At 58.5% G+C, this 20,046-nt stretch carries 21 protein-coding genes and 1 tRNA gene; 13 read left to right on the top strand and 9 right to left on the bottom strand.

Annotated elements, in window-relative coordinates; translation table 11 throughout:
- The first annotated feature begins 9 nt into the window (after positions 1 to 9).
- Both ACKZ62_RS21325 and ACKZ62_RS21320 read left to right on the top strand, forming a co-directional pair.
- Positions 10 to 972, top strand: a complete 963-nt coding sequence (locus tag ACKZ62_RS21325) for a MucB/RseB C-terminal domain-containing protein (RefSeq protein ID WP_122764908.1) — start codon at positions 10 to 12, stop codon at positions 970 to 972.
- A 234-nt stretch (positions 973 to 1,206) separates the two neighbouring features.
- Positions 1,207 to 2,646, top strand: coding sequence for a DegQ family serine endoprotease (locus ACKZ62_RS21320; RefSeq protein WP_032888548.1), 1,440 nt, complete (start codon positions 1,207 to 1,209; stop codon positions 2,644 to 2,646).
- Positions 2,647 to 2,713: 67 nt separating this feature from the next.
- On the opposite strand, the gene ACKZ62_RS21315 is transcribed toward ACKZ62_RS21320, so the two are convergent.
- Complete coding sequence (locus ACKZ62_RS21315; RefSeq protein ID WP_095184077.1) at positions 2,714 to 4,147, bottom strand: M48 family metalloprotease; 1,434 nt, start codon at positions 4,145 to 4,147, stop codon at positions 2,714 to 2,716.
- 95 nt (positions 4,148 to 4,242) lie between these two features.
- Here ACKZ62_RS21315 and ACKZ62_RS21310 point away from each other — a divergent pair, with 95 nt between their 5' ends.
- Positions 4,243 to 4,482 carry a sulfurtransferase TusA family protein gene (locus tag ACKZ62_RS21310; RefSeq protein ID WP_099601374.1) on the top strand — a complete coding sequence of 80 codons (240 nt, stop codon included), beginning with the start codon at positions 4,243 to 4,245 and terminating at the stop codon, positions 4,480 to 4,482.
- A gap of 30 nt (positions 4,483 to 4,512) precedes the next feature.
- A complete protein-coding gene (locus tag ACKZ62_RS21305) occupies positions 4,513 to 5,583 on the top strand; it encodes an AI-2E family transporter (protein ID WP_032888556.1) in 1,071 nt (356 codons plus the stop codon).
- 36 nt (positions 5,584 to 5,619) lie between these two features.
- Here ACKZ62_RS21305 and ACKZ62_RS21300 read toward each other — a convergent pair whose 3' ends face one another.
- Positions 5,620 to 6,093: a peroxiredoxin gene (locus ACKZ62_RS21300; protein WP_095184079.1), complete on the bottom strand. Its 474-nt coding sequence runs from the start codon at positions 6,091 to 6,093 to the stop codon at positions 5,620 to 5,622.
- 10 nt (positions 6,094 to 6,103) lie between these two features.
- Positions 6,104 to 6,664, bottom strand: coding sequence for a glycine cleavage system transcriptional repressor (locus ACKZ62_RS21295; protein ID WP_003172487.1), 561 nt, complete (start codon positions 6,662 to 6,664; stop codon positions 6,104 to 6,106).
- 272 nt (positions 6,665 to 6,936) lie between these two features.
- Here ACKZ62_RS21295 and dapA point away from each other — a divergent pair, with 272 nt between their 5' ends.
- From dapA to ACKZ62_RS21270, 5 genes are all read left to right on the top strand, one after another.
- Positions 6,937 to 7,815 carry a 4-hydroxy-tetrahydrodipicolinate synthase gene (dapA, locus tag ACKZ62_RS21290; protein ID WP_032888561.1) on the top strand — a complete coding sequence of 293 codons (879 nt, stop codon included), beginning with the start codon at positions 6,937 to 6,939 and terminating at the stop codon, positions 7,813 to 7,815.
- 17 nt (positions 7,816 to 7,832) lie between these two features.
- Entirely contained in the window at positions 7,833 to 8,948 is a 1,116-nt protein-coding gene (bamC, locus tag ACKZ62_RS21285; protein WP_447095792.1) for an NlpB/DapX family lipoprotein, read from the top strand.
- 4 nt (positions 8,949 to 8,952) lie between these two features.
- Positions 8,953 to 9,711: an MBL fold metallo-hydrolase gene (locus tag ACKZ62_RS21280; RefSeq protein WP_032888564.1), complete on the top strand. Its 759-nt coding sequence runs from the start codon at positions 8,953 to 8,955 to the stop codon at positions 9,709 to 9,711.
- 27 nt (positions 9,712 to 9,738) lie between these two features.
- Positions 9,739 to 10,452 carry a phosphoribosylaminoimidazolesuccinocarboxamide synthase gene (purC, locus tag ACKZ62_RS21275; protein ID WP_003172493.1) on the top strand — a complete coding sequence of 238 codons (714 nt, stop codon included), beginning with the start codon at positions 9,739 to 9,741 and terminating at the stop codon, positions 10,450 to 10,452.
- 83 nt (positions 10,453 to 10,535) lie between these two features.
- Positions 10,536 to 10,625 (top strand) — tRNA-Ser (locus ACKZ62_RS21270).
- Positions 10,626 to 10,865: 240 nt separating this feature from the next.
- Here the strand turns inward: ACKZ62_RS21270 and ACKZ62_RS21265 are convergent.
- The gene (locus ACKZ62_RS21265; RefSeq protein ID WP_447095791.1) at positions 10,866 to 11,756 is read right to left on the bottom strand and encodes a hypothetical protein; all 891 of its coding nucleotides are present in this window, start codon (positions 11,754 to 11,756) and stop codon (positions 10,866 to 10,868) included.
- Positions 11,757 to 11,824: 68 nt separating this feature from the next.
- Positions 11,825 to 12,667 (bottom strand): DUF6216 family protein, encoded by an 843-nt coding sequence (locus ACKZ62_RS21260; RefSeq protein ID WP_095184080.1) that lies wholly within the window; start codon positions 12,665 to 12,667, stop codon positions 11,825 to 11,827.
- A gap of 211 nt (positions 12,668 to 12,878) precedes the next feature.
- Here ACKZ62_RS21260 and ACKZ62_RS21255 point away from each other — a divergent pair, with 211 nt between their 5' ends.
- Entirely contained in the window at positions 12,879 to 13,781 is a 903-nt protein-coding gene (locus ACKZ62_RS21255) for a LysR family transcriptional regulator (RefSeq protein WP_099601501.1), read from the top strand.
- Here ACKZ62_RS21255 and ACKZ62_RS21250 read toward each other — a convergent pair.
- Positions 13,773 to 14,531 carry a substrate-binding domain-containing protein gene (locus ACKZ62_RS21250; RefSeq protein WP_447096975.1) on the bottom strand — a complete coding sequence of 253 codons (759 nt, stop codon included), beginning with the start codon at positions 14,529 to 14,531 and terminating at the stop codon, positions 13,773 to 13,775. The two genes, ACKZ62_RS21255 and ACKZ62_RS21250, sit on opposite strands and share 9 nt — an antisense overlap.
- A complete protein-coding gene (gene tcuC / locus ACKZ62_RS21245) occupies positions 14,531 to 15,835 on the bottom strand; it encodes an MFS transporter (protein WP_032888673.1) in 1,305 nt (434 codons plus the stop codon). The genes ACKZ62_RS21250 and tcuC overlap by 1 nt, the downstream gene beginning before the upstream one ends.
- A 197-nt stretch (positions 15,836 to 16,032) precedes the next feature.
- Between tcuC and ACKZ62_RS21240 the strand changes: the two genes are divergently transcribed.
- The 3 genes from ACKZ62_RS21240 to ACKZ62_RS21230 all read left to right on the top strand — a co-directional run bounded on the left by ACKZ62_RS21240 (position 16,033) and on the right by ACKZ62_RS21230 (position 17,618).
- On the top strand, positions 16,033 to 16,179 hold the full coding sequence (locus tag ACKZ62_RS21240) for a hypothetical protein (protein ID WP_447095790.1): 147 nt from the start codon (positions 16,033 to 16,035) through the stop codon (positions 16,177 to 16,179).
- A gap of 106 nt (positions 16,180 to 16,285) precedes the next feature.
- Positions 16,286 to 17,209 carry a LysR substrate-binding domain-containing protein gene (locus tag ACKZ62_RS21235; RefSeq protein WP_017526706.1) on the top strand — a complete coding sequence of 308 codons (924 nt, stop codon included), beginning with the start codon at positions 16,286 to 16,288 and terminating at the stop codon, positions 17,207 to 17,209.
- 46 nt (positions 17,210 to 17,255) lie between these two features.
- The gene (locus ACKZ62_RS21230) at positions 17,256 to 17,618 is read left to right on the top strand and encodes a 5-carboxymethyl-2-hydroxymuconate Delta-isomerase (protein WP_032888675.1); all 363 of its coding nucleotides are present in this window, start codon (positions 17,256 to 17,258) and stop codon (positions 17,616 to 17,618) included.
- A 3-nt stretch (positions 17,619 to 17,621) separates the two neighbouring features.
- On the opposite strand, the gene ACKZ62_RS21225 is transcribed toward ACKZ62_RS21230, so the two are convergent.
- Both ACKZ62_RS21225 and ACKZ62_RS21220 read right to left on the bottom strand, forming a co-directional pair.
- A complete protein-coding gene (locus tag ACKZ62_RS21225; protein ID WP_447095789.1) occupies positions 17,622 to 18,557 on the bottom strand; it encodes a LysR family transcriptional regulator in 936 nt (311 codons plus the stop codon).
- Positions 18,558 to 18,694: 137 nt separating this feature from the next.
- Positions 18,695 to 19,882 carry a CynX/NimT family MFS transporter gene (locus ACKZ62_RS21220; RefSeq protein ID WP_447095788.1) on the bottom strand — a complete coding sequence of 396 codons (1,188 nt, stop codon included), beginning with the start codon at positions 19,880 to 19,882 and terminating at the stop codon, positions 18,695 to 18,697.
- Between the last annotated feature and the right edge of the window lie 164 nt (positions 19,883 to 20,046).

Below are 20,046 nucleotides of genomic sequence, written 5' to 3'. Positions count from 1 at the left end.
AGGGGCATTATGCGCGCCATACCGCTCCTTACGCTGTTTCTCAGTGGTTGGTTTGCACTACCCGCCCATGCCGATGAAGCCCAAGACTGGCTGACTCGACTTGGGCGTGCAGAGCAGCAGCAAAGCTTTGAAGGTACGTTCGTCTATGAACGTAACGGCAGTTTTTCCACCCACGACATCTGGCATCGTGTCCAGAATGGTCAGGTACGCGAGCGGCTCTTGCAGCTCGATGGTTCTGCCCAAGAAGTTGTGCGAGTGGATGGCCGCACCCAATGTGTCAGCGGCACGCTGGTTGCTGGCATTGGCAATTCGCGAGATGAGCCTTCACGAGCGCTTGACCCGCAAAAAATCAATCCATTTTACGAATTGGCCATCATCGGCAAATCCCGCGTGGCCGGTCGTAATGCAGTCATCGTTTCGATTACGCCACGTGATCAATACCGTTATGGTTTTGAGCTGCATCTGGATCGTGAAACCGCATTGCCGCTCAAGTCCCTGTTGCTGAACGATCAAGGACAGTTACTGGAGCGCTTTCAATTCACACGTTTGAACACTTCCACCTCGCCCACCGATCGTGATTTACAGCCCAGCAGTGACTGCACGTCTATCGCCATCTCAGATACTAAGGCGTCGGAAGTAGAGCCCACTCAGGCTTGGCATTTGGAATGGTTGCCGCCGGGTTTTCAACTGACCAATAGCAGTGCCCGTAAAGATGCTCAGACCAAAGCCACTGTCGACAGCTTGATGTATGAAGACGGGCTGGCACGTTTTTCGGTATTTCTTGAGCCGATCAGCGCTGTGAGCGTGACTGAAACCCGCACTCAATTGGGCCCCACGGTTGCTGTGTCCCGCCGGCTGAATACGGTGGACGGCGAAATGATGGTGACGGTAGTTGGTGAAATTCCTATCGGCACCGCCGAGCGTATCGCGCTGTCGGTGCGCGGTGAAAAAAAGGCCACCATCCAGCCGTGAGTTGTTAATCCTATGTTCATCCTGCTCTTCCACTGTACGTCCATGTCAGGCTGGCTGCCGAGAGCATGAAATGTCTGGATCAGCATTTTCACTTGCAAAAATCTCCCATGTTTTTTATAGGTCAGGGCTTGTCGGCTCTGGCCTTGTTTTGTTCGCGGAACAAAAATGTCGGTCGCAGTTTTCGGCGTTTCTTGAACCCTGTCGCTCAACCCTGCTCGTCGTAACGGGAGCTGTATGTCGATACCACGTTTGAAATCCTACCTATCCATAGTCGCCACGGTACTGGTGCTTGGCCAGGCCTTGCCTGCACAAGCGGCCGAGTTGCCTGATTTCACCCAATTGGTTGAGCAAGCCTCGCCGGCCGTGGTGAACATCAGCACCACGCAGAAACTGCCAGATCGCAAAGTGTCGAACCAGCAGATGCCTGACCTGGAAGGCCTGCCGCCGATGCTGCGAGAGTTCTTCGAGCGCGGCATGCCACAACCGCGCACGCCTCGTGGCGGTGGTGGTGGCCAGCGTGAAGCGCAGTCCCTGGGCTCGGGCTTCATCATTTCCCCTGATGGCTACATCCTTACCAACAACCATGTGATCGCTGACGCTGACGAGATTCTCGTTCGCCTGGCCGACCGCAGCGAGCTGAAAGCCAAGCTGGTGGGTACCGATCCACGTTCAGACGTTGCGCTGCTGAAAATCGACGGTAAGGACCTTCCCGTTTTGAAACTGGGCAAATCCCAGGACCTCAAGGCCGGGCAGTGGGTAGTCGCCATCGGCTCGCCGTTCGGTTTTGACCACACTGTGACTCAGGGTATCGTCAGCGCCATTGGTCGCAGCCTGCCGAATGAGAACTACGTGCCATTCATCCAGACCGACGTGCCGATCAACCCAGGTAACTCCGGTGGCCCGCTGTTCAACCTGGCCGGTGAAGTAGTGGGTATCAATTCGCAGATCTACACCCGCTCCGGTGGTTTCATGGGCGTGTCGTTTGCTATTCCGATCGACGTGGCCATGGATGTTTCCAACCAATTGAAAAGCGGTGGCAAGGTTAGCCGTGGCTGGTTGGGCGTAGTGATCCAGGAAGTGAACAAAGACCTCGCTGAGTCCTTCGGTCTCGACAAGCCTGCTGGTGCTCTGGTTGCACAGATCCAGGACGACGGCCCTGCTGCTAAAGGCGGTCTGCAAGTCGGCGACGTGATCCTGACCATGAATGGCCAACCGATTGTCATGTCGGCCGACCTGCCACACCTGGTCGGTGCACTCAAGGCGGGCAGCAAGGCCAAGCTGGAAGTAATTCGTGACGGCAAGCGCCAGAACGTTGAACTGACGGTAGGCGCTATTCCTGAAGAAGGTGCGACTCTGGACGCCCTCGGCAATAACAAATCGGGTGCTGAGCGAAGCAGCAACCGTCTGGGCATTGCAGTCGTTGAGCTGACCGAAGAGCAGAAGAAAAGCTTCGACCTCAAGGGCGGCGTAGTGATCAAGGAAGTGCAGGATGGCCCAGCAGCGTTGATCGGCCTGCAGCCGGGCGACGTGATCACCCATCTGAACAATCAGGCGATTGACTCCACCAAGCAGTTCACTGACATCGCCAAGGCGTTGCCGAAGAATCGCTCGGTGTCGATGCGCGTGCTGCGTCAGGGGCGCGCCAGCTTCATTACCTTCAAGCTGGCCGAGTAATCCGCTAAGCCAATAAAAAGCCCCGCCGTCGGTCAACGATGGCGGGGCTTTTTTGTGGGTGATGGGTTTAGCTCATCATCCCTTTTACCAGGCGTTCCTGTTCGATCAGCTCACGCTGGCGTGCGTCGATACGTGACGACAATGGAAAGTTACTGCCGGCGCGGCGTTTGGCGAAGTCCAGTTGCTGTATCGCCTGCTGGAAGTCGCCCACCAGAGCAAAGTATTCAGCGCGCGCCTGGTGCAGGCCGATGATGTTGCCGGATAACCCGCGTGTCTCGGCGACTTGATACCACACGTCCGGATCGTCCGGACGAGACTTGAGCAGGCCATCCAGGGCCTTTTCCGCATCCGCTGTACGATTTTGTTTAAGCAGCAGGTCGACTCGGATCTGATTCAGCGGATAGTTGCCGGGGTATTGGGTCAGCATCCGATCCGTGCGTTGCTGGGCGTCGGCTAGACGGCTGTTGTCTATGTCCAGCTGGATTTGCGCCAGGTTATAAGTGATGTCATTGGGCGCTTTGGCCAGCAGCGGTTGCAGGCTATCTCTCGCTTGCTTGAATTGTGAGGCCTTGATTTGGGCGATGGCCAGGCCATAACGCGCCACATCGTTTTTCGGATTCTCGTCCAGTTGCGCCTGGAAGCGTTTGGCGGCGAGTCCTGAGGTGTCCTCATATTGCAGCTGCACCCGTGCGCGAATCAGTTGATAGCGCAGGCTGTCTTCCTTTCCGCCGGGCTTGGATTGCTCGGCTCGGTTTCGGGTGTCGGCGATCCGCGATTCAGTGACCGGGTGCGTCAACAGGAATTCTGGTGGCTTGGCGTCGAAGCGGTATTGACGCCCCAATCGCTCGAACATGGTCGGCATGGAGCGCGGGTCGTAGCCGGCTTTCTCCAGATTGACGATACCGATACGGTCAGCCTCTTGTTCATTCTGCCGAGAGAACCGCCGTTGTTCCTGGATCGCCGCCGCCTGGGTGCCGGCGATCGCAGCAATGCCCGCATCACCTGCGCCGGCGGCTGCCGCGATGATGCCACCGAGGAGAGCAGCCATCATCGGGATCTGCATGCGCTGCTGCGCTTCAACGCCACGGGCGAAGTGACGCTGTGACAAGTGAGCCAATTCGTGCGCCAGCACCGAGGCGTATTCTCCTTCGGTCTGGGCGTTGAGGAACAGGCCGCCGTTCACGCCGACAATACCGCCTGGCGCGGCAAACGCGTTGAGTTGCGGGCTGTTGATCAGGATGAACTCCAGGCGTCGGTCGTTCACCTGGCTGGTTTCTACCAGCTTATACACGCTGGTTTCGACGTAATCTTTGAGTTGCGGGTCGTTCAGTTGGGAAACCTGTCCGCGCAGGTAGGCCAGCCAGGCACGGCCCAGTTGGAATTCCTGTTGTGGCGAGACAATGGCAGAACTGGCGTCGCCAAGCGACGGCAGGTCGTCAGCGAAGCCTGGAGAGGCCAGCAGGCAAGCCAGCGTCAGCAGGGTGGGGCGCAAAAAAGTCATGCACATAGCCTTTCGACAAAGAGCTTACTGTAGCCGGACACTGAGCTTCGGACCAGATATTCTAAGCACCCCGAACGCTTGCCCGGAGTAAAACCATGACCGACGCTGTAGCCTTTGATGCCGAGCTCGACGCCAGCGGCCTCAATTGCCCGTTGCCCTTGCTCAAGGCCAAGCTGGAACTCAACCGATTGACCAGCGGTGCCGTGCTCAAGGTGATCGCAACGGACGCAGGTTCCCAGAGGGATTTCCGCACATTTGCCAAACTGGCCGGCCACACGTTGTTGCATGAAGAAGATGCCGCCGGTGTGTACCGTTACTGGTTGCGCAAGGCCTGAGCCGTTGCCCCTACCACCCGAGGTTGATTGATGTTCAAAGTGTTACGAGACTGGATCCAGCGCTACTTCTCTGATGAAGAAGCCGTGGTACTAGCCGTCCTGTTGTTTTTGGCCTTTACCGCAGTCCTCACCTTGGGTGGCATGCTGGCGCCCGTACTTGCGGGGATGGTGCTCGCTTACCTGATGCAGGGCCTGGTCACCACCCTTGAGCGTTTGCGCTTGCCGGGCGGTGCGGCAGTGGGGTTGGTCTTCGCCTTGTTCATGGGCCTGCTGGTGGTGTTTATCGTGGTGGTGTTGCCGCTGCTGTGGCATCAACTGATAACGCTGTTCAACGAGTTGCCGGGCATGCTCGCCAAGTGGCAGTCGCTGTTGCTGCTGTTGCCGGAGCGCTACCCGCATCTGGTATCGGATGAGCAGGTGTTGCAGGCCATTGAAGTGGCGCGCGGCGAAATCGGGAAATTCGGGCAATGGGCGCTGACGTTTTCCCTGTCCAGCTTGCCGCTGCTGGTCAATATCATGATCTACCTGGTGCTTGTCCCGATCCTGGTGTTCTTCTTTCTCAAGGATCGCGCCATGATCGGTCGCTGGGTGAGTGGCTACCTGCCGCGTGAGCGAGCGCTGATTACTCGGGTTGCCGAGGAAATGAACCGGCAGATCGCCAACTACATTCGTGGCAAAGTCATCGAGATCATTATCTGCGGCGGCGTTACCTACATCGCTTTTATTGCCCTGGACCTGAATTACGCGGCCCTGTTGGCATTGCTGGTCGGTATTTCAGTGGTGGTGCCCTATGTCGGCGCGGTAGTGGTGACGGTACCAGTGACGCTGATCGCTTTGTTCCAGTGGGGCTGGAGCGACCAGTTCATTTACCTGATGGCGGTGTACGGGATCATCCAGACCCTGGATGGCAACGTGCTGGTGCCGTTGCTCTTCTCGGAGGCGGTCAACCTGCATCCGGTGGCGATCATTTGCGCGGTATTGTTGTTTGGTGGGCTATGGGGATTCTGGGGGGTGTTCTTTGCGATTCCCCTGGCAACGCTGTTCAAGGCAGTGCTGGATGCGTGGCCGCGGCAGGAGCCAGTGGTGGCGCCTTTGCTCTGAAACGGAAAGGGGGAGCCTGCTCCCCCTCTCACATTTTCAGGCCTTATTCAAAGCCTGCGCTGCTGTCAGTACAGCATCCACATGCCCTGGCACTTTTACGCCACGCCATTCCTGGCGCAGCACGCCTTCCTTGTCGATCAGGAAGGTGCTGCGATCCACACCCAAGTATTCCTTGCCGTAAAGCTTCTTCAGTTTGATCACATCAAACAGCTGGCAAACCGCCTCGTCTTTGTCGCTGATCAGCTCGAAAGGGAATTCCTGCTTGCCTTTGAAGTTCTCGTGGGACTTCACGCTGTCGCGCGACACGCCAAACACTTCAGTGTTGGCCGCTTGGAACGCCGCGTACTGGTCACGGAAGCCTTGGCCTTCAGTGGTGCAGCCGGGGGTGCTGTCCTTCGGATAGAAGTAGATCACCACCTGCTTACCCTTGAGGGCCGCAAGGCTAAAAGTCTGGCCGCTGGTGGCCTGGGCTTCGAAGTCGGCTATGGGTTGGTCGATGACTACTGCCATGAATACTTCCTTACATTGGGTTCTGTGGGCGCCATGGTTCGATCAACGCGTCGAGGTTCAGTGCGTCGGCGAAATCCAGGAACTGGTCGCGCAGCCAACTGATCTGCACACCGGCTGGCAGGGTCACGGTGAAGGTGGCGTTGAGCATGGTGCCGCCGGTTTGCGGGGCCTGGTAGGTGTCGCAGGTCAGGTTTTCCAGTTCGACGTTATGGTCGATAAAGAACTGGCACAACTCGTTGACGATGTCCGAGCGGTACGCCGAGCTGACGTAAGCCACATAAGGCAGGGCCTGGGGACGGTTTTCCAGCGCGGCGCTACGCACTACATTGACGGTGAAGTCATGTTTCTTGGCCAGGCCCGGCAGGCCGGTTTCCAGGCGTGCCAGGGCGTCCCAGGTGCCGGAGATCTGGAGGACCAGCGCACTGCACTCGCCATGGCGTGTCAGGCGGGAGGTCACGACGGCGCAGCGGTTTTCATGGCTGGCGCGGCACAGGACGTTCGTCAGCTCCATGGGGTTGGCGCCGAGGGCACTGATAACAAGGAATTGTTCGCGAACTGTGGGGGTGGACATGCAGCCTTCCTAAACGATGAGCGGTCGATACCATGAGGGCCGTATCGATCAAAGCATGAAGGGTAGCGAAAAGCGCCGCCAAGGGATAGGAGGTGGCGTTTTCATTACGTGAACGGCGTGATTCCAGCCTGCTGTAACCCATGCTTTCGTCCAATGATGGCATTGCCCATCGTTTAGTTGCCCCAGAACGCATCCTCACGCGGTACTTCGCTTGTACAAGCATCTTGGCGCCAGTACCATTACGGCTCTCTTTTTCCGGCAGGAGCGGTTGCATGATTGCGGGCAGTATGGTGGCACTGGTCACACCCATGGATGCACAAGGTCATCTCGACTGGGACAGCCTGGGCAAACTGGTGGACTTCCACCTGCAAGAAGGCACCAACGCCATTGTGGCGGTCGGCACCACAGGTGAGTCGGCCACCCTCGATGTGGAAGAACACATCCAGGTGATTGAGTTCGTGGTCAAGCGTGTTGCGGGCCGCATCGCCGTGATCGCCGGTACGGGTGCCAACTCGACGCGAGAAGCGATCGAGCTGACCAAAAACGCCAAGAAGGCTGGCGCCGACGCCTGCCTGCTGGTGACTCCGTACTACAACAAGCCGACCCAGGAAGGCCTGTACCAGCACTTCCGCACCATTGCCGAAGCCGTCGACATCCCGCAGATCCTCTATAACGTGCCGGGTCGTACCGCGTGCGATATGAAGGCCGAGACCGTGATCCGCCTGTCCACCGTGCCGAACATTATCGGCATCAAGGAAGCCACTGGCGACCTGCAGCGCGCCAAGGACATCCTGGCCGGTGTGAGCAGCGACTTCCTGCTGTATTCCGGTGACGACGCCACGGCTGTCGAGCTGATCCTGCTGGGTGGCAAGGGCAACATCTCCGTGACCGCCAACGTGGCCCCACGTGCCATGAGTGACATGTGCGCTGCTGCCATCGCTGGCGACGCCGTGACCGCCCGTGCGATCCACGAGAAGCTGATGCCGCTCAACAAGACACTCTTTATCGAATCCAACCCTATTCCCGTGAAATGGGCGCTGTTCGAGATGGGCTTGATGCCGGACGGTATCCGTCTGCCGCTCACCCGTCTCAGCGAAGCCTGTCACGAACCGCTGCGACAGGCCCTGCGCCAGTCCGGCGTCCTGGTTTAATTGAGGAAGCACTACGCATGAAGCGATTGGCCGGACTTTCCGCACTTGCCTTGATTATCTCCAGCACCAGTGGCTGCGGTTGGATCTGGGGCCCGGAAGGCTACTTCCGTGACCGCGGCAGCGATTACCTGGAAGCACAAGCAACCAAACCGATGCAATTGCCGCCGGACGTCAACGTTGCAAAGCGTCTTGACCCGTTGCTGCCGATTCCACGCAACGTTGCCGACGACACCACTAAGGGTGAATACGTAGTGCCACGTCCACAGCCGATCTCGGCCGTGGCGGATGCCAGCGACTACAGCCTCCAGAAGAGCGGTGATTCCCGCTGGATCGTTGCTCAGCGCCCACCTGCTGAAGTCTGGCCAGTGGCGGTGCAGTTCTTCCAGGACAACGGTTTCCGCATCGACGAGCAGCGCCCGCAGACCGGCGAATTCACCACGGCATGGCAGCAAGGCAGCGAACTGTCCGCCACCATGGCCAAGCGTTTGCAAGCCGGTGGTGTAGTGGCTGACAGCGAAGCCCGCGTGCGTGTTCGCATCGAGCCAGGCGTGCAGCGCAATACCAGTGAAGTCTACGTGGTGAGTGCCGAGCGTCCTGCCGGCAGCACCGCCAACGTCGCCTTCACCAACCGTTCGGTCAATACCGGCGTTGACTCGGCACTGGTCGACGAGATGCTGGCCAGCATGAGCCGTATTTCCGAGAAGGGCGGTTCCGTTTCCCTGCTCGCCGCACGTGATTACGACACCCCGAGTCGCGTCAGCCTCACCGAGGACGGCAGTGGCAACGTGGTGCTGAACCTGGGTGAAGACCTGAACCGCGCCTGGGCCAGCGTCGGTCGCGCGTTGGAGCAAGGCCCTTGGCGTGTTGAAGACATCAACCGTAGCCTCGGCCTCTACTACATCAACGTGGCTGAAAAGGCCGAGCGCAAAGACGACGAGCCTGGTTTCTTCGGCAAGCTGTTTGGCAGCCAGCCGACCAAGGAAGAAATCGAGACCCGCGCCGAGCGTTATCAGGTTCGTTTGAGCAAGGTTGGCGAGACTGTGCAAGTCACTGTCGAGAAGAACATCAACACCGTTGCGCCGGCTGAAACAGCCCGCAAAGTGTTGGGCGTAATTCAGGACAACCTGGGCTGATCCGATGCGTTTTGCTGTTCTCGGTAGCGGTAGCCAAGGGAACGGCACGCTGGTCGCCCACGACGACACGTACGTACTGGTGGATTGTGGTTTCTCGTTAAAAGAAACCGAGCGGCGCCTGCTGCGCCTGGGGGTTCACCCCACGCAGCTGAGCGCTATTCTAGTGACCCACGAACATGCCGATCACGTGCATGGCGTGGGTTTGCTGTCTCGGCGCTACAATCTTCCTGTGTACCTGAGTCGCGGCACCTTGCGCGGGATGCGCAAGCCCATTGAGCCCGCAGGTTTCCTGGCTGGCGGTGAGCAACTGCAAATCGGTGCCTTGAGCATTGATGTGATTGCCGTGGCGCACGACGCTCAGGAGCCGACGCAGTATGTATTCAGTGATGGCCAGCGACGCTTCGGCGTTCTGACCGACCTGGGCTCCTACTGCGCCAAGGTGCTGGACGGTTACCGCGACCTCGATGCCTTGATGATCGAGTCCAACCACTGCCGAGACCTGCTGGCTCGCGGTCACTATCCCTACTTTCTCAAGCAGCGGGTGGGCGGCGAACTGGGACATTTGAACAACCACCAGGCGGCGTACCTGGTGTATGAGTTGGGCTGGCAAGACCTGCAACACCTGGTCCTGGCCCACCTGAGCAGCAAGAACAACCTGCCGACGCTTGCCCGGCAATGTTTTGTCGACACCCTCGGGTGCGACCCGGACTGGCTGCAATTGGCCGATCAAGATTCAGGGCTCGACTGGCGACATATCGCCTAGCCCACCTCACTCAAAGCGGAGCCCATCATGGAAAAACGTGAAGAACTCTACCGCGGCAAGGCCAAGTCGGTTTACAAGACCGACGACGCCAACCGCCTGATCCTGCTGTTTCGCAACGACACCTCGGCGTTCGACGGCAAGCGCATCGAACAACTGGACCGCAAGGGGATGGTGAACAACAAGTTCAACGCCTTCATCATGCAGAAACTCGAAGAGGCCGGCATTCCGACCCAATTCGACAAACTGCTGGGCGACAACGAGTGCCTGGTGAAGAAGCTGGACATGATCCCGGTCGAATGCGTCGTGCGTAACTACGCCGCCGGCAGCTTGGTCAAGCGCCTGGGTGTGGAGGAGGGCCTCAAGCTCAACCCTTACACGTTCGAACTGTTCCTGAAGGACGACGCCAAGGGCGACCCGTTCATCAACGAATCCCACGTCGTGGCATTTGGCTGGGGCACCGCTGAGCAACTGGCTCGCATGAAAGAGCTGTCCCTCAAGGTCAACGACGTACTGAGCAAGCTGTTCGACGACGCAGGCCTGCTGCTGGTGGACTTCAAGCTGGAATTCGGTGTGTTCCACGACGGTTCCATCGTCCTGGGCGACGAATTCAGCCCGGACGGCTGCCGCCTGTGGGACAAGGACACCAAGAAGAAGATGGACAAAGACCGCTTCCGCCAGGGCCTCGGTGACGTTATCGAAGCTTACGAAGAAGTCGCCAATCGTCTCGGCGTACCTCTGTAATCGACGCAAGCATCTGATAGCACGGAAAAAAATCGCTTAGGCGCTTTGCATCCACGAATCATGCTGTTATGATGCGCGCCGTTGGAGAGATGCCAGAGTGGCCGAATGGGACGGATTCGAAATCCGTTGTACCTTCACCGGTACCTAGGGTTCGAATCCCTATCTCTCCGCCATTACATAGAAAAAGCCCCGTAGCTGAATAAGCTACGGGGCTTTTTCGTTTTTGGTGCCATAAAAGTCCTACATACCCTTCCGCACAGCTTTGTTCATACCTCCTTCCAAGATTGAAGCCTGGGTGTTTGCCGGTCTTCGTCGACACGCCATCGTTTTTTGGGAGACGGGTATATTGATTTACCGAGAGACGCTCACCGAGGCGCTCGCACTGAATGGCATCACCTGCGTAAGCAGCGCGCTCACTCCTGCGCGACAGCGTGCTGGGGCGGGGTCAGCTCCAATACGCGATCACGCCCGCCCTCGGCCAGCAGATAAGTCCCGCGCGCAGTCGGCACGATCGATTGTGGCGCTTTCAAGAATGACAAAATCGTCTGCTGGCGGCCTTGCTTGTCGATCAACAACAGCCGCGCGCGGTGGGTGGCGTCTTCATTGATCCATAACCCGCGCTCATCGCACATCAAAAACGTCGGCTGGTTCAGCTTGGCCAGTACCACCGGATCACTGCCGTCTGCGGCTAGCTCACGCACCGTGCCTTCTTTCTTCTTCGTGTAGAGCATGCGGCCATCGGTGCAGCGGATGATGGATTCACCCTCATCGAGGTCTTTGCGCACGACGCTCAAGGTCCGGTCGCTCCAGCGATAACGCAGGAGACGGCCCTCGTCGCGACGGTCCTCCATCGCATAGAGGTAGTCCCCGTCGTCCCACAGACCTTGCACGTTTTCGCCCCTGAATAACTCTGTGACGGTACCGTCCTTGAGGAAGCTGACGGGAGAGTCGAGTGCTTCCTGGCTGAATACCCAGCCGCCACGGGTGGAGAGCATACCGTCGGGTTTGGACAGCTTGCCCACCACCACTTCGCGTGTCCCGTCCAGGTGAATGCGCACGATACTGCCCTTGGCGTCGTCGAGCTCCTGGCTGACCATCAACGCGCCGTCCGGTAACGGCATCAGCGAGGCAGCTTTGGGCACATCGCGGTGCAGCACCTGAACAGTCCAGCCGCTCGCCGTACTCACGGGGTAGAAGTTTTGCCAAGTGAAGAAGCCCAGCGCGGCGAGGCAGGGCAGGCCTACCAGGCATACAGCTCCTTTCAGCGCTCGGTGTAGCGTTTTTCTGCCGGATGCCTTGCTCATTGAACTCTCAGTCGAAAACGGTCGGATTGCAGACTACGCACCTAAGTGCTTTTTTCAAGGCAGCTTTTTCAAGACTGGTTGGCCTGCCATTGTCTGTAGAGTCGTCGGGCGACTTCCATTCGCGCGATCAGGATCACCAGGTAAATCATCCAGGCCATCGACACGAGTACCAGCGAGAACAGTAGCCCGCGCTGTTCGCTCAAACCCTCTCGTACGTATTTGTTGTAGTTCTTGTCGAGGAAGAATGAGCAAATGATGTCGAGTTTCTCTTCCGGTAATCCCGGGAGAAGAAAAGCCTGTAGCGACTCGGACGACCGGCAGTGTTCTACCATCAAGACGTTGTCGGACCAGATGCCGAACTTCACGTTATCTTCAGATAAATAGAACGATGGGGCATCTGGGGCGTTTTTCAGGGACACCATCAGGTACTTCGATTCAATCAGCGGAACCGCAATGGCTACACCTGCCAAAAGCACGAAAGCGAGTACAAAAAAACAGTTGATGCGCCATTGTGCGAACCGCCGGGTGATGAAATTCAGCGCTGTGAAGTCGCCCCACTCTATGTAGCGCTTCACGCGGCCGAAGTCGCGCGGGGCGAATTCATTGCTGTACATCCAATCCTCGGCCAAGTCTGCCTCCCGCAGCGTTTTGGCAGGGATGTTGAATTCGTAGCGGTAATATTCAAGCTCGCGCAAATCCTTGCGCATGCGTTCAAAACGTTCTGTTTCGAAGCGCGTTTTGCCCCCAAAAAACCGCCATATCCAATCCCGCAAAAACAGCAGCGATCCGGAACGTCGGTAGATAAATATCAACAGTCCCGCGATAGCGAGAAAGGTAAAGGCACCGCTGAAGAAGGCGAAATGCTCGACGTACCAAGTCAGTGGTGTGCTTTTTACGATCGGTTCGGCCATGGCTGGGTCCATTAGTCATAAAGTCGAACGCGGGATTCTAGGGAACCAGAGCGAGCGTGTCTTTACGTCAGAAAAAACAGGAAGCAACTGACGGGGCTCTCAGAATCCGGCTAAGCCACAACTGCAGTTTTTCTGGCGGTCCTCATGCATGGCTTCCCACCGACAGTCGTACGATAATGCCGTCCATCCCGCTATTGACTGGCCGTTCTCCGTGATCATCAACTTCGACCTCAACGACCTCCAAGCCTTCCGCGCTGTGGTAGACAAGGGCAGTTTTCGCGGCGCCGCGGAGGCCATCCGTATCTCGCAACCGGCGCTCAGTCGGCGCATCGAAAAACTTGAATCCGCGCTTGATGTAAAGCTGTTCGAGCGCACCACCCGACGGGTCAGCCTGACCATGGTGGGCCGTGCATTCCTGCCGCAAGTCGAGCGCATGCTCGACGACCTCGACATCGCGCTGATGGGCATCAGTAACGTCGCGTCCACGCGCATGGGCGATGTCATCATCGCCTGCGTGCCTTCGACTGCGTACTACTTCATGCCTCACGTGATCTCCGAATTCCACAAGCTGTATCCAAAGATTCGCCTGCGGGTGCTGGATGCCAGTGCCGGTGAGGTGTGCAATGCGGTGGAAAATGGCGAGGCGGATTTTGGCGTGAGTTTCAGCGGCAGCCTGCCCGATGAAGTGGAGTTCGAATTGCTGCTGCAGGAGCGATACGTACTCGCCTGTCGCCGTGATCACCCGTTGGCCGAACGTGACAGCGTGACCTGGGCCGAAGCCTTTGAGCATGACTACATCACGGTGGACAAAACTTCGGGCAACCGCTTCCTGCTTGACCAGGCCTTGCGCGGCGTACGTGTGAAAAAACCGAGTGTCTGCGAGACGCACCACGTGACCACCATGATCGCGTTGGTGGAGGCGGGGTTGGGGGTAGCGATGGTGCCTTCGATTGCGATGCCGGCGTGCGCGCACCCGGTTCTGGTAAGCGTGCCGTTGGTGGAGCCGCAGGTGATGCGCAATGTGGGCTTGATCAAGCGCCGCGGGCGGACATTGCCGCCCGCGGCGCTGGAGTTGGAACGGTTGGTGCGGGAGATGCCGTTTCGGTCAGCGTGACACCGAGTCCAGGCCGGTGGATTGCACCAGCGGTTGCGCCTCGGGCGAGGCCAGGTACTTCAGCAACGCCTTGGCTTGGGTTGGATGTTCGGCGTTCACCGGAATACCTGCTGCAAAACGCGTAACGGACTGCACGTCTTCGGGGATTTTGCCCACATAGGTCACGCCCGGTACGGGCAACAATTCGGCGACCTGCTGCAGACCCACTTCGTAGTCACCTTTGGCAACCTGCTCAGCCACCGGAATACGTTCGATCATCGTGCCCTTGGCCGGCATGCCGAGCTTCTTGAACAGCTCTTTCTCGACATACACACCGCTGGCACTGTCCGAGTACGCTACTGACTTGGCCTTGCTCAGCACTGCCTTCAGTTCTGCATCGGTGCCGATGGCGGGTTTCGCCGCGCCTTCCTTCACCACCAAACCGATCCGCGAGTCCGCCAGTTCCACGCGAGACGCCGGGTCGACCTTGCCTTGTTTGATCAAGTCATCCAGGGCGTAGCCGACCATGATCACCACATCGGCGTGTTCGCCCCTGGCCAGGCGGTTGGGAATCGCTTCCGGCGCCTTGCCCATGGACGGGCCGAGAATGGTATCGAGGGTGTCACCGCTTTGCTGGGCATACTGCGGGCCAAGCAACTTATAAGCGGCGGTGAAGCCACCGGAGGTCATTACGTTGAGCTCCTCGGCCTGGGCCGACAGCGCCAGCGCGCCTAGGGCCAAGGCCGCCAGTGTGTTGAGCAGAGGTCGCATCATACCGCCCCCTGCAGCATCTGCCCGCGAGTGTTGGCGCGGCGGTACAACGCCAGGGTCGAACACAGTGCGCACAGTGCGGCGAACATCATCCAGTAGGCCGGTGAGGCCTTGTCCCCGGTGATGTGGATGAACCAGGTGGAGATCGCCGGGGTGAAGCCACCGAAGATCGCAGTTGCCAGGCTATAGGCCAGGGAAAAGCCCGCCACGCGCACTTCCACCGGCATGATTTCGGTCAGCGCCGGGATCATCGCGCCGTTGTACATGCCATAGAGGAAGGAGAACCACAGCAGGGTTTCCAGCATATGGCCGAAGCTCGGTGCATTCACCACGTAAGACAGTGCTGGATACGCTGTAAGAACCGCCAGCGCTGTCATGGCGATCAGTACCGGCTTGCGGCCGAAGCGATCGCTGAGGGTGCCGCCGATGGGGAGCCATACAAAGTTCGACACGGCCACCAGCAACGTCACCAGCAGGGCGTCCGAGGTGCTCAGTTGCAGCACGGTCTTGCCGAAGGTCGGCGCGTACACGGTGATCAGGTAGAACGCGGTAGTGGTCATGGCCACCATCAGCATGCCGCCGATCACAACGGTCCAGTTTTTCACCAGGGTTGCCAGCACTTCGCGCATGGTCGGGCGGTGCTTGCGGTTGGCGAACTCTTCGGTTTCCTCCAGGTTGCGACGCAGCACAAAGATAAACGGAATGATCACGCAACCGACGGCGAACGGAATGCGCCAGCCCCAGTCGGCAACCACCGACGGTTCCATCCACACGTTCAGGCCATAACCCAGCGCAGCGGCGACCACGATGGAGATCTGTTGGCTGCCCGACTGCCAGCTGGTGTAGAAGCCTTTACGGCCTGGGGTGGCCATCTCAGACAAGTACACCGACACCCCGCCCAGTTCCGCACCGGCCGAGAAGCCTTGCAGCAAGCGACCAAGCAACACCAGCAGCGGTGCCCACAGGCCAATGGTCTGATAACCCGGCACCAGCACGATCAGCAACGTACCGCTGGCCATGATCGAGAGGGTCACGATCAGCCCTTTGCGGCGACCGACGTCGTCGATGTAGGCACCGAGAATGATTGCGCCAAGTGGGCGCATCAGGAAGCCTGCGCCAAACACGGCGAAGGTCATCATTAATGACGCAAACTCATTAGCGGCCGGGAAGAACGCAGCCGCGATGTAGGTGGCGTAGAAACCAAACAGAAAGAAGTCGAACTGTTCGAGGAAATTGCCCGAAGTAACGCGGAATACCGCGCCAACTTTCGAGCGGGCAGAGTCGGGGCGGGAAGGGCTAGTCATGGTTTTGTGTCTCCAGCGTTCTTTTCAAAGTGCTTATTTCGCTTAAGACTATGGATAGTGGCTGACACATTTAGAAATGATAAGTGAAAATTTTGGGTTTATTGATGTTCAGGGATTATCAATCCCTGTGGCCGTCAAAATCTCTTTCCCTGTCCTATGCTTGAACAGGTGACCGATGCTTAAGGAAAGAGGTGGCTATGGGTAACGAACAAAAGCGGCGCGATGAACCAGAGCGTGAGCAACCCCAGCGGCAGTGCGAAGAGGAAAAGCCGCAGACCTGGAAGCATCCGGACGACGGTACGGAGCTTTCCGAGCGCGATCAGGAGTTTCCGCTCAAGCCCTGAGCAACCTATCCGCCTGTGATGCTGGCTTATCGGCAATTAAGCGCATAGACGGCGTGCGCCGCGCTTTCTACACTGCGACCTGTCTTGGTGAAACGGGCAGGCGCCGATGAATCGCAATGAATTACGCAAGGCCGACATCAATCTGATGGTGGTCTTCGAAGCACTGATGCTTGAGCGCAATGTGACGCGGGTGGCCGAAAAACTTTTCCTCGGCCAGCCGACCATCAGTTCGGCCCTGAACCGTTTGCGTACCTTGTTCAACGACCCATTGTTTATTCGTGTTGGCCATCGCATGGAGCCCACCGCGCGCGCCGAGGAAATCATTCAGCATCTGTCCCCGGCCCTCGATTCCTTGTCGTCGGCCTTGAGCCTGACCCACGATTTTGACCCTTCCATCAGCACCATGACGTTTCGCATCGGTCTGTCCGACGATGTCGAGTTCGGCCTGTTGCCGCCGTTGCTGCGCGCGCTGCGCCAGGAAGCGCCCCAAGTGGTGTTCGTGGTGCAGCATGTGGATTATTGGCGCATCCCTGACCTGCTGGCGTCCGGCGATATCACCGTTGGCATCACCCAGACCCGTGGTCTGCCGGCGAATGCCAAGCGCAAGTTGCTGCGCCATATCCGTCCGCGACTCCTGCGCGCGGATGCCTCGGACACACCGCTTACCCTGGATGAATATTGCTCGCGGCCCCATGTGCTGGTGTCTCACACCGCCAACGTGTCGGGTTTTGCCGATGAGTGGCTGGCCGAGATTGGCCGTAAGCGCCACGTGGTTTTATCGGTACCGCAATACAGCGCGTTGCCGGCGTTGCTGGCCGGCACCGACCTCATCGCCAGCCTGCCGGACTACACCGCCGAAGCCATGGCGGTGTCGGGCAATCTGTTTTGTGAGCCGTTTCCGTTCGAGACACCAACGTTGGATTTGTCCATGGTTTGGCTCAGCCATGTGGACACCGACCCCGCCGAGCGTTGGGTGCGGTCGAGACTGGAGGCGTTCATGAGCGATAGAGGGTTGGGCGCCAAGGCGTGACGCTATATATTCAAGAATCTTCCTACAACAAGCCTCGGAGCAACCCATGCCGCATCTGCACCTGGAATACACCGCCAACCTGACAGACCTGACCGTCGATAAAACCCTGTTGCGGCTCAACAATGTGCTAATGGCGTCCGGGCAATTCGGCTCCGAGTTCGATATCAAAAGCCGTGCGGTGAAGCTTGAGCATTTTCAGGTAGGTACCTCCCTCAATCCGCGCGGATTTATTGCGGTGAAGCTGTCATTGCTCAGCGGGCGTTCGCCGCAGGTCAAGCAGCAGCTGTCGGAAAGCCTGCTGGCGGTGTTGCAGGACCTTAGCCCGTGGCCCGAAGGCGTGCAGGTACAACTGAGCGTTGAACTGCGCGACATGGACCGCGATGCCTATAGCAAAGTCGCTATCGGCTAAGGCTTACAACAAGCCCTGATCGGCACATACCTTCACCACCTGCTCGCGAAACCAGGTATTGGCACTGTCCTGTTCACTGGTTTCGTTCCACTGCATATCAAGGGTGAACCCCGGCAATCCGTTGGGCGCCTCGCAATGGCCGAACACCGGCTCCGGCGCCAGTAGCTTTTGCACGCGGCGGGGCAGGGTGAGGATAAAGTCGGTGCCGGTGATCATCTTCAATGCCGCGCTGTAGCTGTTGGCACGGGCGACCACCTGGCGCTTGTGGGCCTGGCGCGCCAGCCAGCCGTCGATCATGTTGGTGTCGGAGGTCCACGGCGTGGGGAATACATGTCGCCGTTCGACGAAGGATTGCAGGCTGAATGCTGGCTCCCTGGGCGCTGAGCGTTTATCGAAGACACACACCAAATCGTCCTCCAGCAGCATCTGGGTCTTGACGTCTTTGTGGGCGCGATGAAAGTGCGGGCCGAAGCAGATCACCAAGTCCAGGCGGCCTTCGCGCAGGTCATCGGCGGGGATGTCGGTTTCCAGCTTCTGCACATTGACGATCACCGGCAAGTCGGCCCGGTCGAAGGTTTTCAGCAGGCGCGGCAGGATCAACTGTTCGAAGTATTCCGGTGCACATACGTTGAAGGTCACGGCTTTTTGCGTGGGGTCGAAGGCCTGGCCACCGGCGTGGCACAGGTTGATGCTTTCGAGGATCTTCTGCACATGGCCGTACATGGTGGTGGCCTTGTACGTAGGACGCATGCCCGCTCGGGTGTTGATAAACAGCTCGTCTTCAAAGCTGGTGCGCAGCTTCTTCAGGCTGTAGCTCACGGTGGACTGGCTGACGAACAGCGTTTCGGACACCTCGGTAACGCTGCTCTGGTCGTAGACGGCGATAAACACCATCAAGTCCTGCATATCGAGTTTTCTGAGCAAGTTACTGTTTAACATCGGTTTCGTCCGTAAACCCTTTGTACCGAACTCAGTACAAGACAGCCCAAAAGCTTAACGGAACGTGCGTACCAATAGAAAGCTCTGTAGGGCGTTTCTATGTTTGCAGTGGGACAAATACTGTTTGCAACACGACCTCAGCGGATATGTTGCGCGTAATGCCTCGGGTTGAAGCGCGTGACGATCAGCAACATCAATACGATCACCGCCGTCAGCGACCACCAGGCCCATTCGAAACTGCCCAGTTGGTCACGGATCATCCCGGCGATCAGCGGCGACAGGCCGGCAATCAGGTAGCCGATGCCTTGCACAAAGGCAGTGAGGCCACCGGCACGGCGCGGGTTGTCCAAGTGATCGAGGGACAGGATCAGGCTCATGGGGAATAGGCCGCCGATGCCCAGGCCGAGCAGGCACGGCCACAGCAAACTGAGGGATTGCGGGCTGAGGATCAGGCCGCAGAAACCGATGATGATCAGCACCAGCAGCACGGCTACCACGCCGCGTTTGTCCTGGCGGCGGTTGGCGATGGCGGGTGTGATCAGGCCAGACACCACTTCCATGGCGGTCAGAAAGCCCAGCAGCAGACCGGCGTCCTGCTCGCTCCAGCCTTGCTCCACGTAGTACGGCGCCAGCCACGCGAGTACACACGTGTAGGACGCGGTGCCCAAGCCAAAAAAGATCGCCAGCAACCAGGCGCGGCGATTGCCGAAAAATGATTCCTGCGGGCCGGAACCGGCCTCGGGTAATGGCGGCATTACCGAGCGCTGGGCGTACCAGAACACCAAGGCGAGCAACGCCAGCACAGCCCAGATCGCCAGGCCGATACGCCAACTGCCGGTGTGCGTTTGCACGAAGGGCGAGAACGAAGCCGCCAGCGCCGCGCCACCCATGATGGCGGTGACGTACAGGCCCATGAACAGTGAAACGTTATCGCTGAAGCGCGACTTGATCAGCGCCGGCATCAACGCCTGGATCATCGCAATACCGATCCCCGCCGCAATCGCGCTGACGATCAGCTCCAGCGCCGAATCCAGGAACAACCGCGACAGCGTCGCCACGCCGATCACCAGCAGCGACAGGACAATGCTGCGGTGCTCACCAAAACGCTTGGCCAGGCCCATGCCAAAGAACATCGCCAGGCCCATGGTCATGACCGGCAACATGGTCAGCAACGCCGCGCTGCTGAAACTCAACGGCACATCGCCACGAATCGAAGACAACAACGGCCCCACTGCAGCCATCGACGGGCGCAGGTTAAGGGCGACCAGCACCACGCTCATCATCAGCCAAACGGCAGTGGTGGGTTTTGCGTGAACGTTTTCCATGGGCCTGCCTTGAGTGAACAAGGGTGAATCAGGCCACGCATGGGGCAGGGGGGCAAATGAGAAAGTCGCAGGCACTATCTAAAAATTGCAGTTCCCACAAACAACGCAAATCAAGGTGTGGGAGGGGGCTTGCCCCCGATAGCCGTGTTTCAGTCTAAGCATCT

The sequence above is a fragment of the Pseudomonas sivasensis genome, from assembly GCF_052938085.1.
Note: the sequence above shows the minus strand (reverse complement) of the source record. Positions and strands in the feature narration are given on the sequence as shown.

Bases quoted from the DNA above. Each gene is read 5' to 3' on its own strand.
- ACKZ62_RS21315 (WP_095184077.1), bottom strand. From the start codon at position 4,147: ATGACTTTTTTGCGCCCCACCCTGCTGACGCTGGCTTGCCTGCTGGCC.
- ACKZ62_RS21280 (WP_032888564.1), top strand. From the start codon at position 8,953: ATGCGTTTTGCTGTTCTCGGTAGCGGTAGCCAAGGGAACGGCACGCTG.
- ACKZ62_RS21225 (WP_447095789.1), bottom strand. From the start codon at position 18,557: ATGTTAAACAGTAACTTGCTCAGAAAACTCGATATGCAGGACTTGATG.
- ACKZ62_RS21295 (WP_003172487.1), bottom strand. From the start codon at position 6,664: ATGTCCACCCCCACAGTTCGCGAACAATTCCTTGTTATCAGTGCCCTC.
- bamC (WP_447095792.1), top strand. From the start codon at position 7,833: ATGAAGCGATTGGCCGGACTTTCCGCACTTGCCTTGATTATCTCCAGC.
- purC (WP_003172493.1), top strand. From the start codon at position 9,739: ATGGAAAAACGTGAAGAACTCTACCGCGGCAAGGCCAAGTCGGTTTAC.
- ACKZ62_RS21250 (WP_447096975.1), bottom strand. From the start codon at position 14,531: ATGCGACCTCTGCTCAACACACTGGCGGCCTTGGCCCTAGGCGCGCTG.
- dapA (WP_032888561.1), top strand. From the start codon at position 6,937: ATGATTGCGGGCAGTATGGTGGCACTGGTCACACCCATGGATGCACAA.
- ACKZ62_RS21240 (WP_447095790.1), top strand. From the start codon at position 16,033: ATGGGTAACGAACAAAAGCGGCGCGATGAACCAGAGCGTGAGCAACCC.
- ACKZ62_RS21305 (WP_032888556.1), top strand. From the start codon at position 4,513: ATGTTCAAAGTGTTACGAGACTGGATCCAGCGCTACTTCTCTGATGAA.
- ACKZ62_RS21325 (WP_122764908.1), top strand. From the start codon at position 10: ATGCGCGCCATACCGCTCCTTACGCTGTTTCTCAGTGGTTGGTTTGCA.
- ACKZ62_RS21260 (WP_095184080.1), bottom strand. From the start codon at position 12,667: ATGGCCGAACCGATCGTAAAAAGCACACCACTGACTTGGTACGTCGAG.
- ACKZ62_RS21265 (WP_447095791.1), bottom strand. From the start codon at position 11,756: ATGAGCAAGGCATCCGGCAGAAAAACGCTACACCGAGCGCTGAAAGGA.
- ACKZ62_RS21300 (WP_095184079.1), bottom strand. From the start codon at position 6,093: ATGGCAGTAGTCATCGACCAACCCATAGCCGACTTCGAAGCCCAGGCC.
- ACKZ62_RS21310 (WP_099601374.1), top strand. From the start codon at position 4,243: ATGACCGACGCTGTAGCCTTTGATGCCGAGCTCGACGCCAGCGGCCTC.
- tcuC (WP_032888673.1), bottom strand. From the start codon at position 15,835: ATGACTAGCCCTTCCCGCCCCGACTCTGCCCGCTCGAAAGTTGGCGCG.
- ACKZ62_RS21320 (WP_032888548.1), top strand. From the start codon at position 1,207: ATGTCGATACCACGTTTGAAATCCTACCTATCCATAGTCGCCACGGTA.
- ACKZ62_RS21220 (WP_447095788.1), bottom strand. From the start codon at position 19,882: ATGGAAAACGTTCACGCAAAACCCACCACTGCCGTTTGGCTGATGATG.
- ACKZ62_RS21230 (WP_032888675.1), top strand. From the start codon at position 17,256: ATGCCGCATCTGCACCTGGAATACACCGCCAACCTGACAGACCTGACC.
- ACKZ62_RS21235 (WP_017526706.1), top strand. From the start codon at position 16,286: ATGAATCGCAATGAATTACGCAAGGCCGACATCAATCTGATGGTGGTC.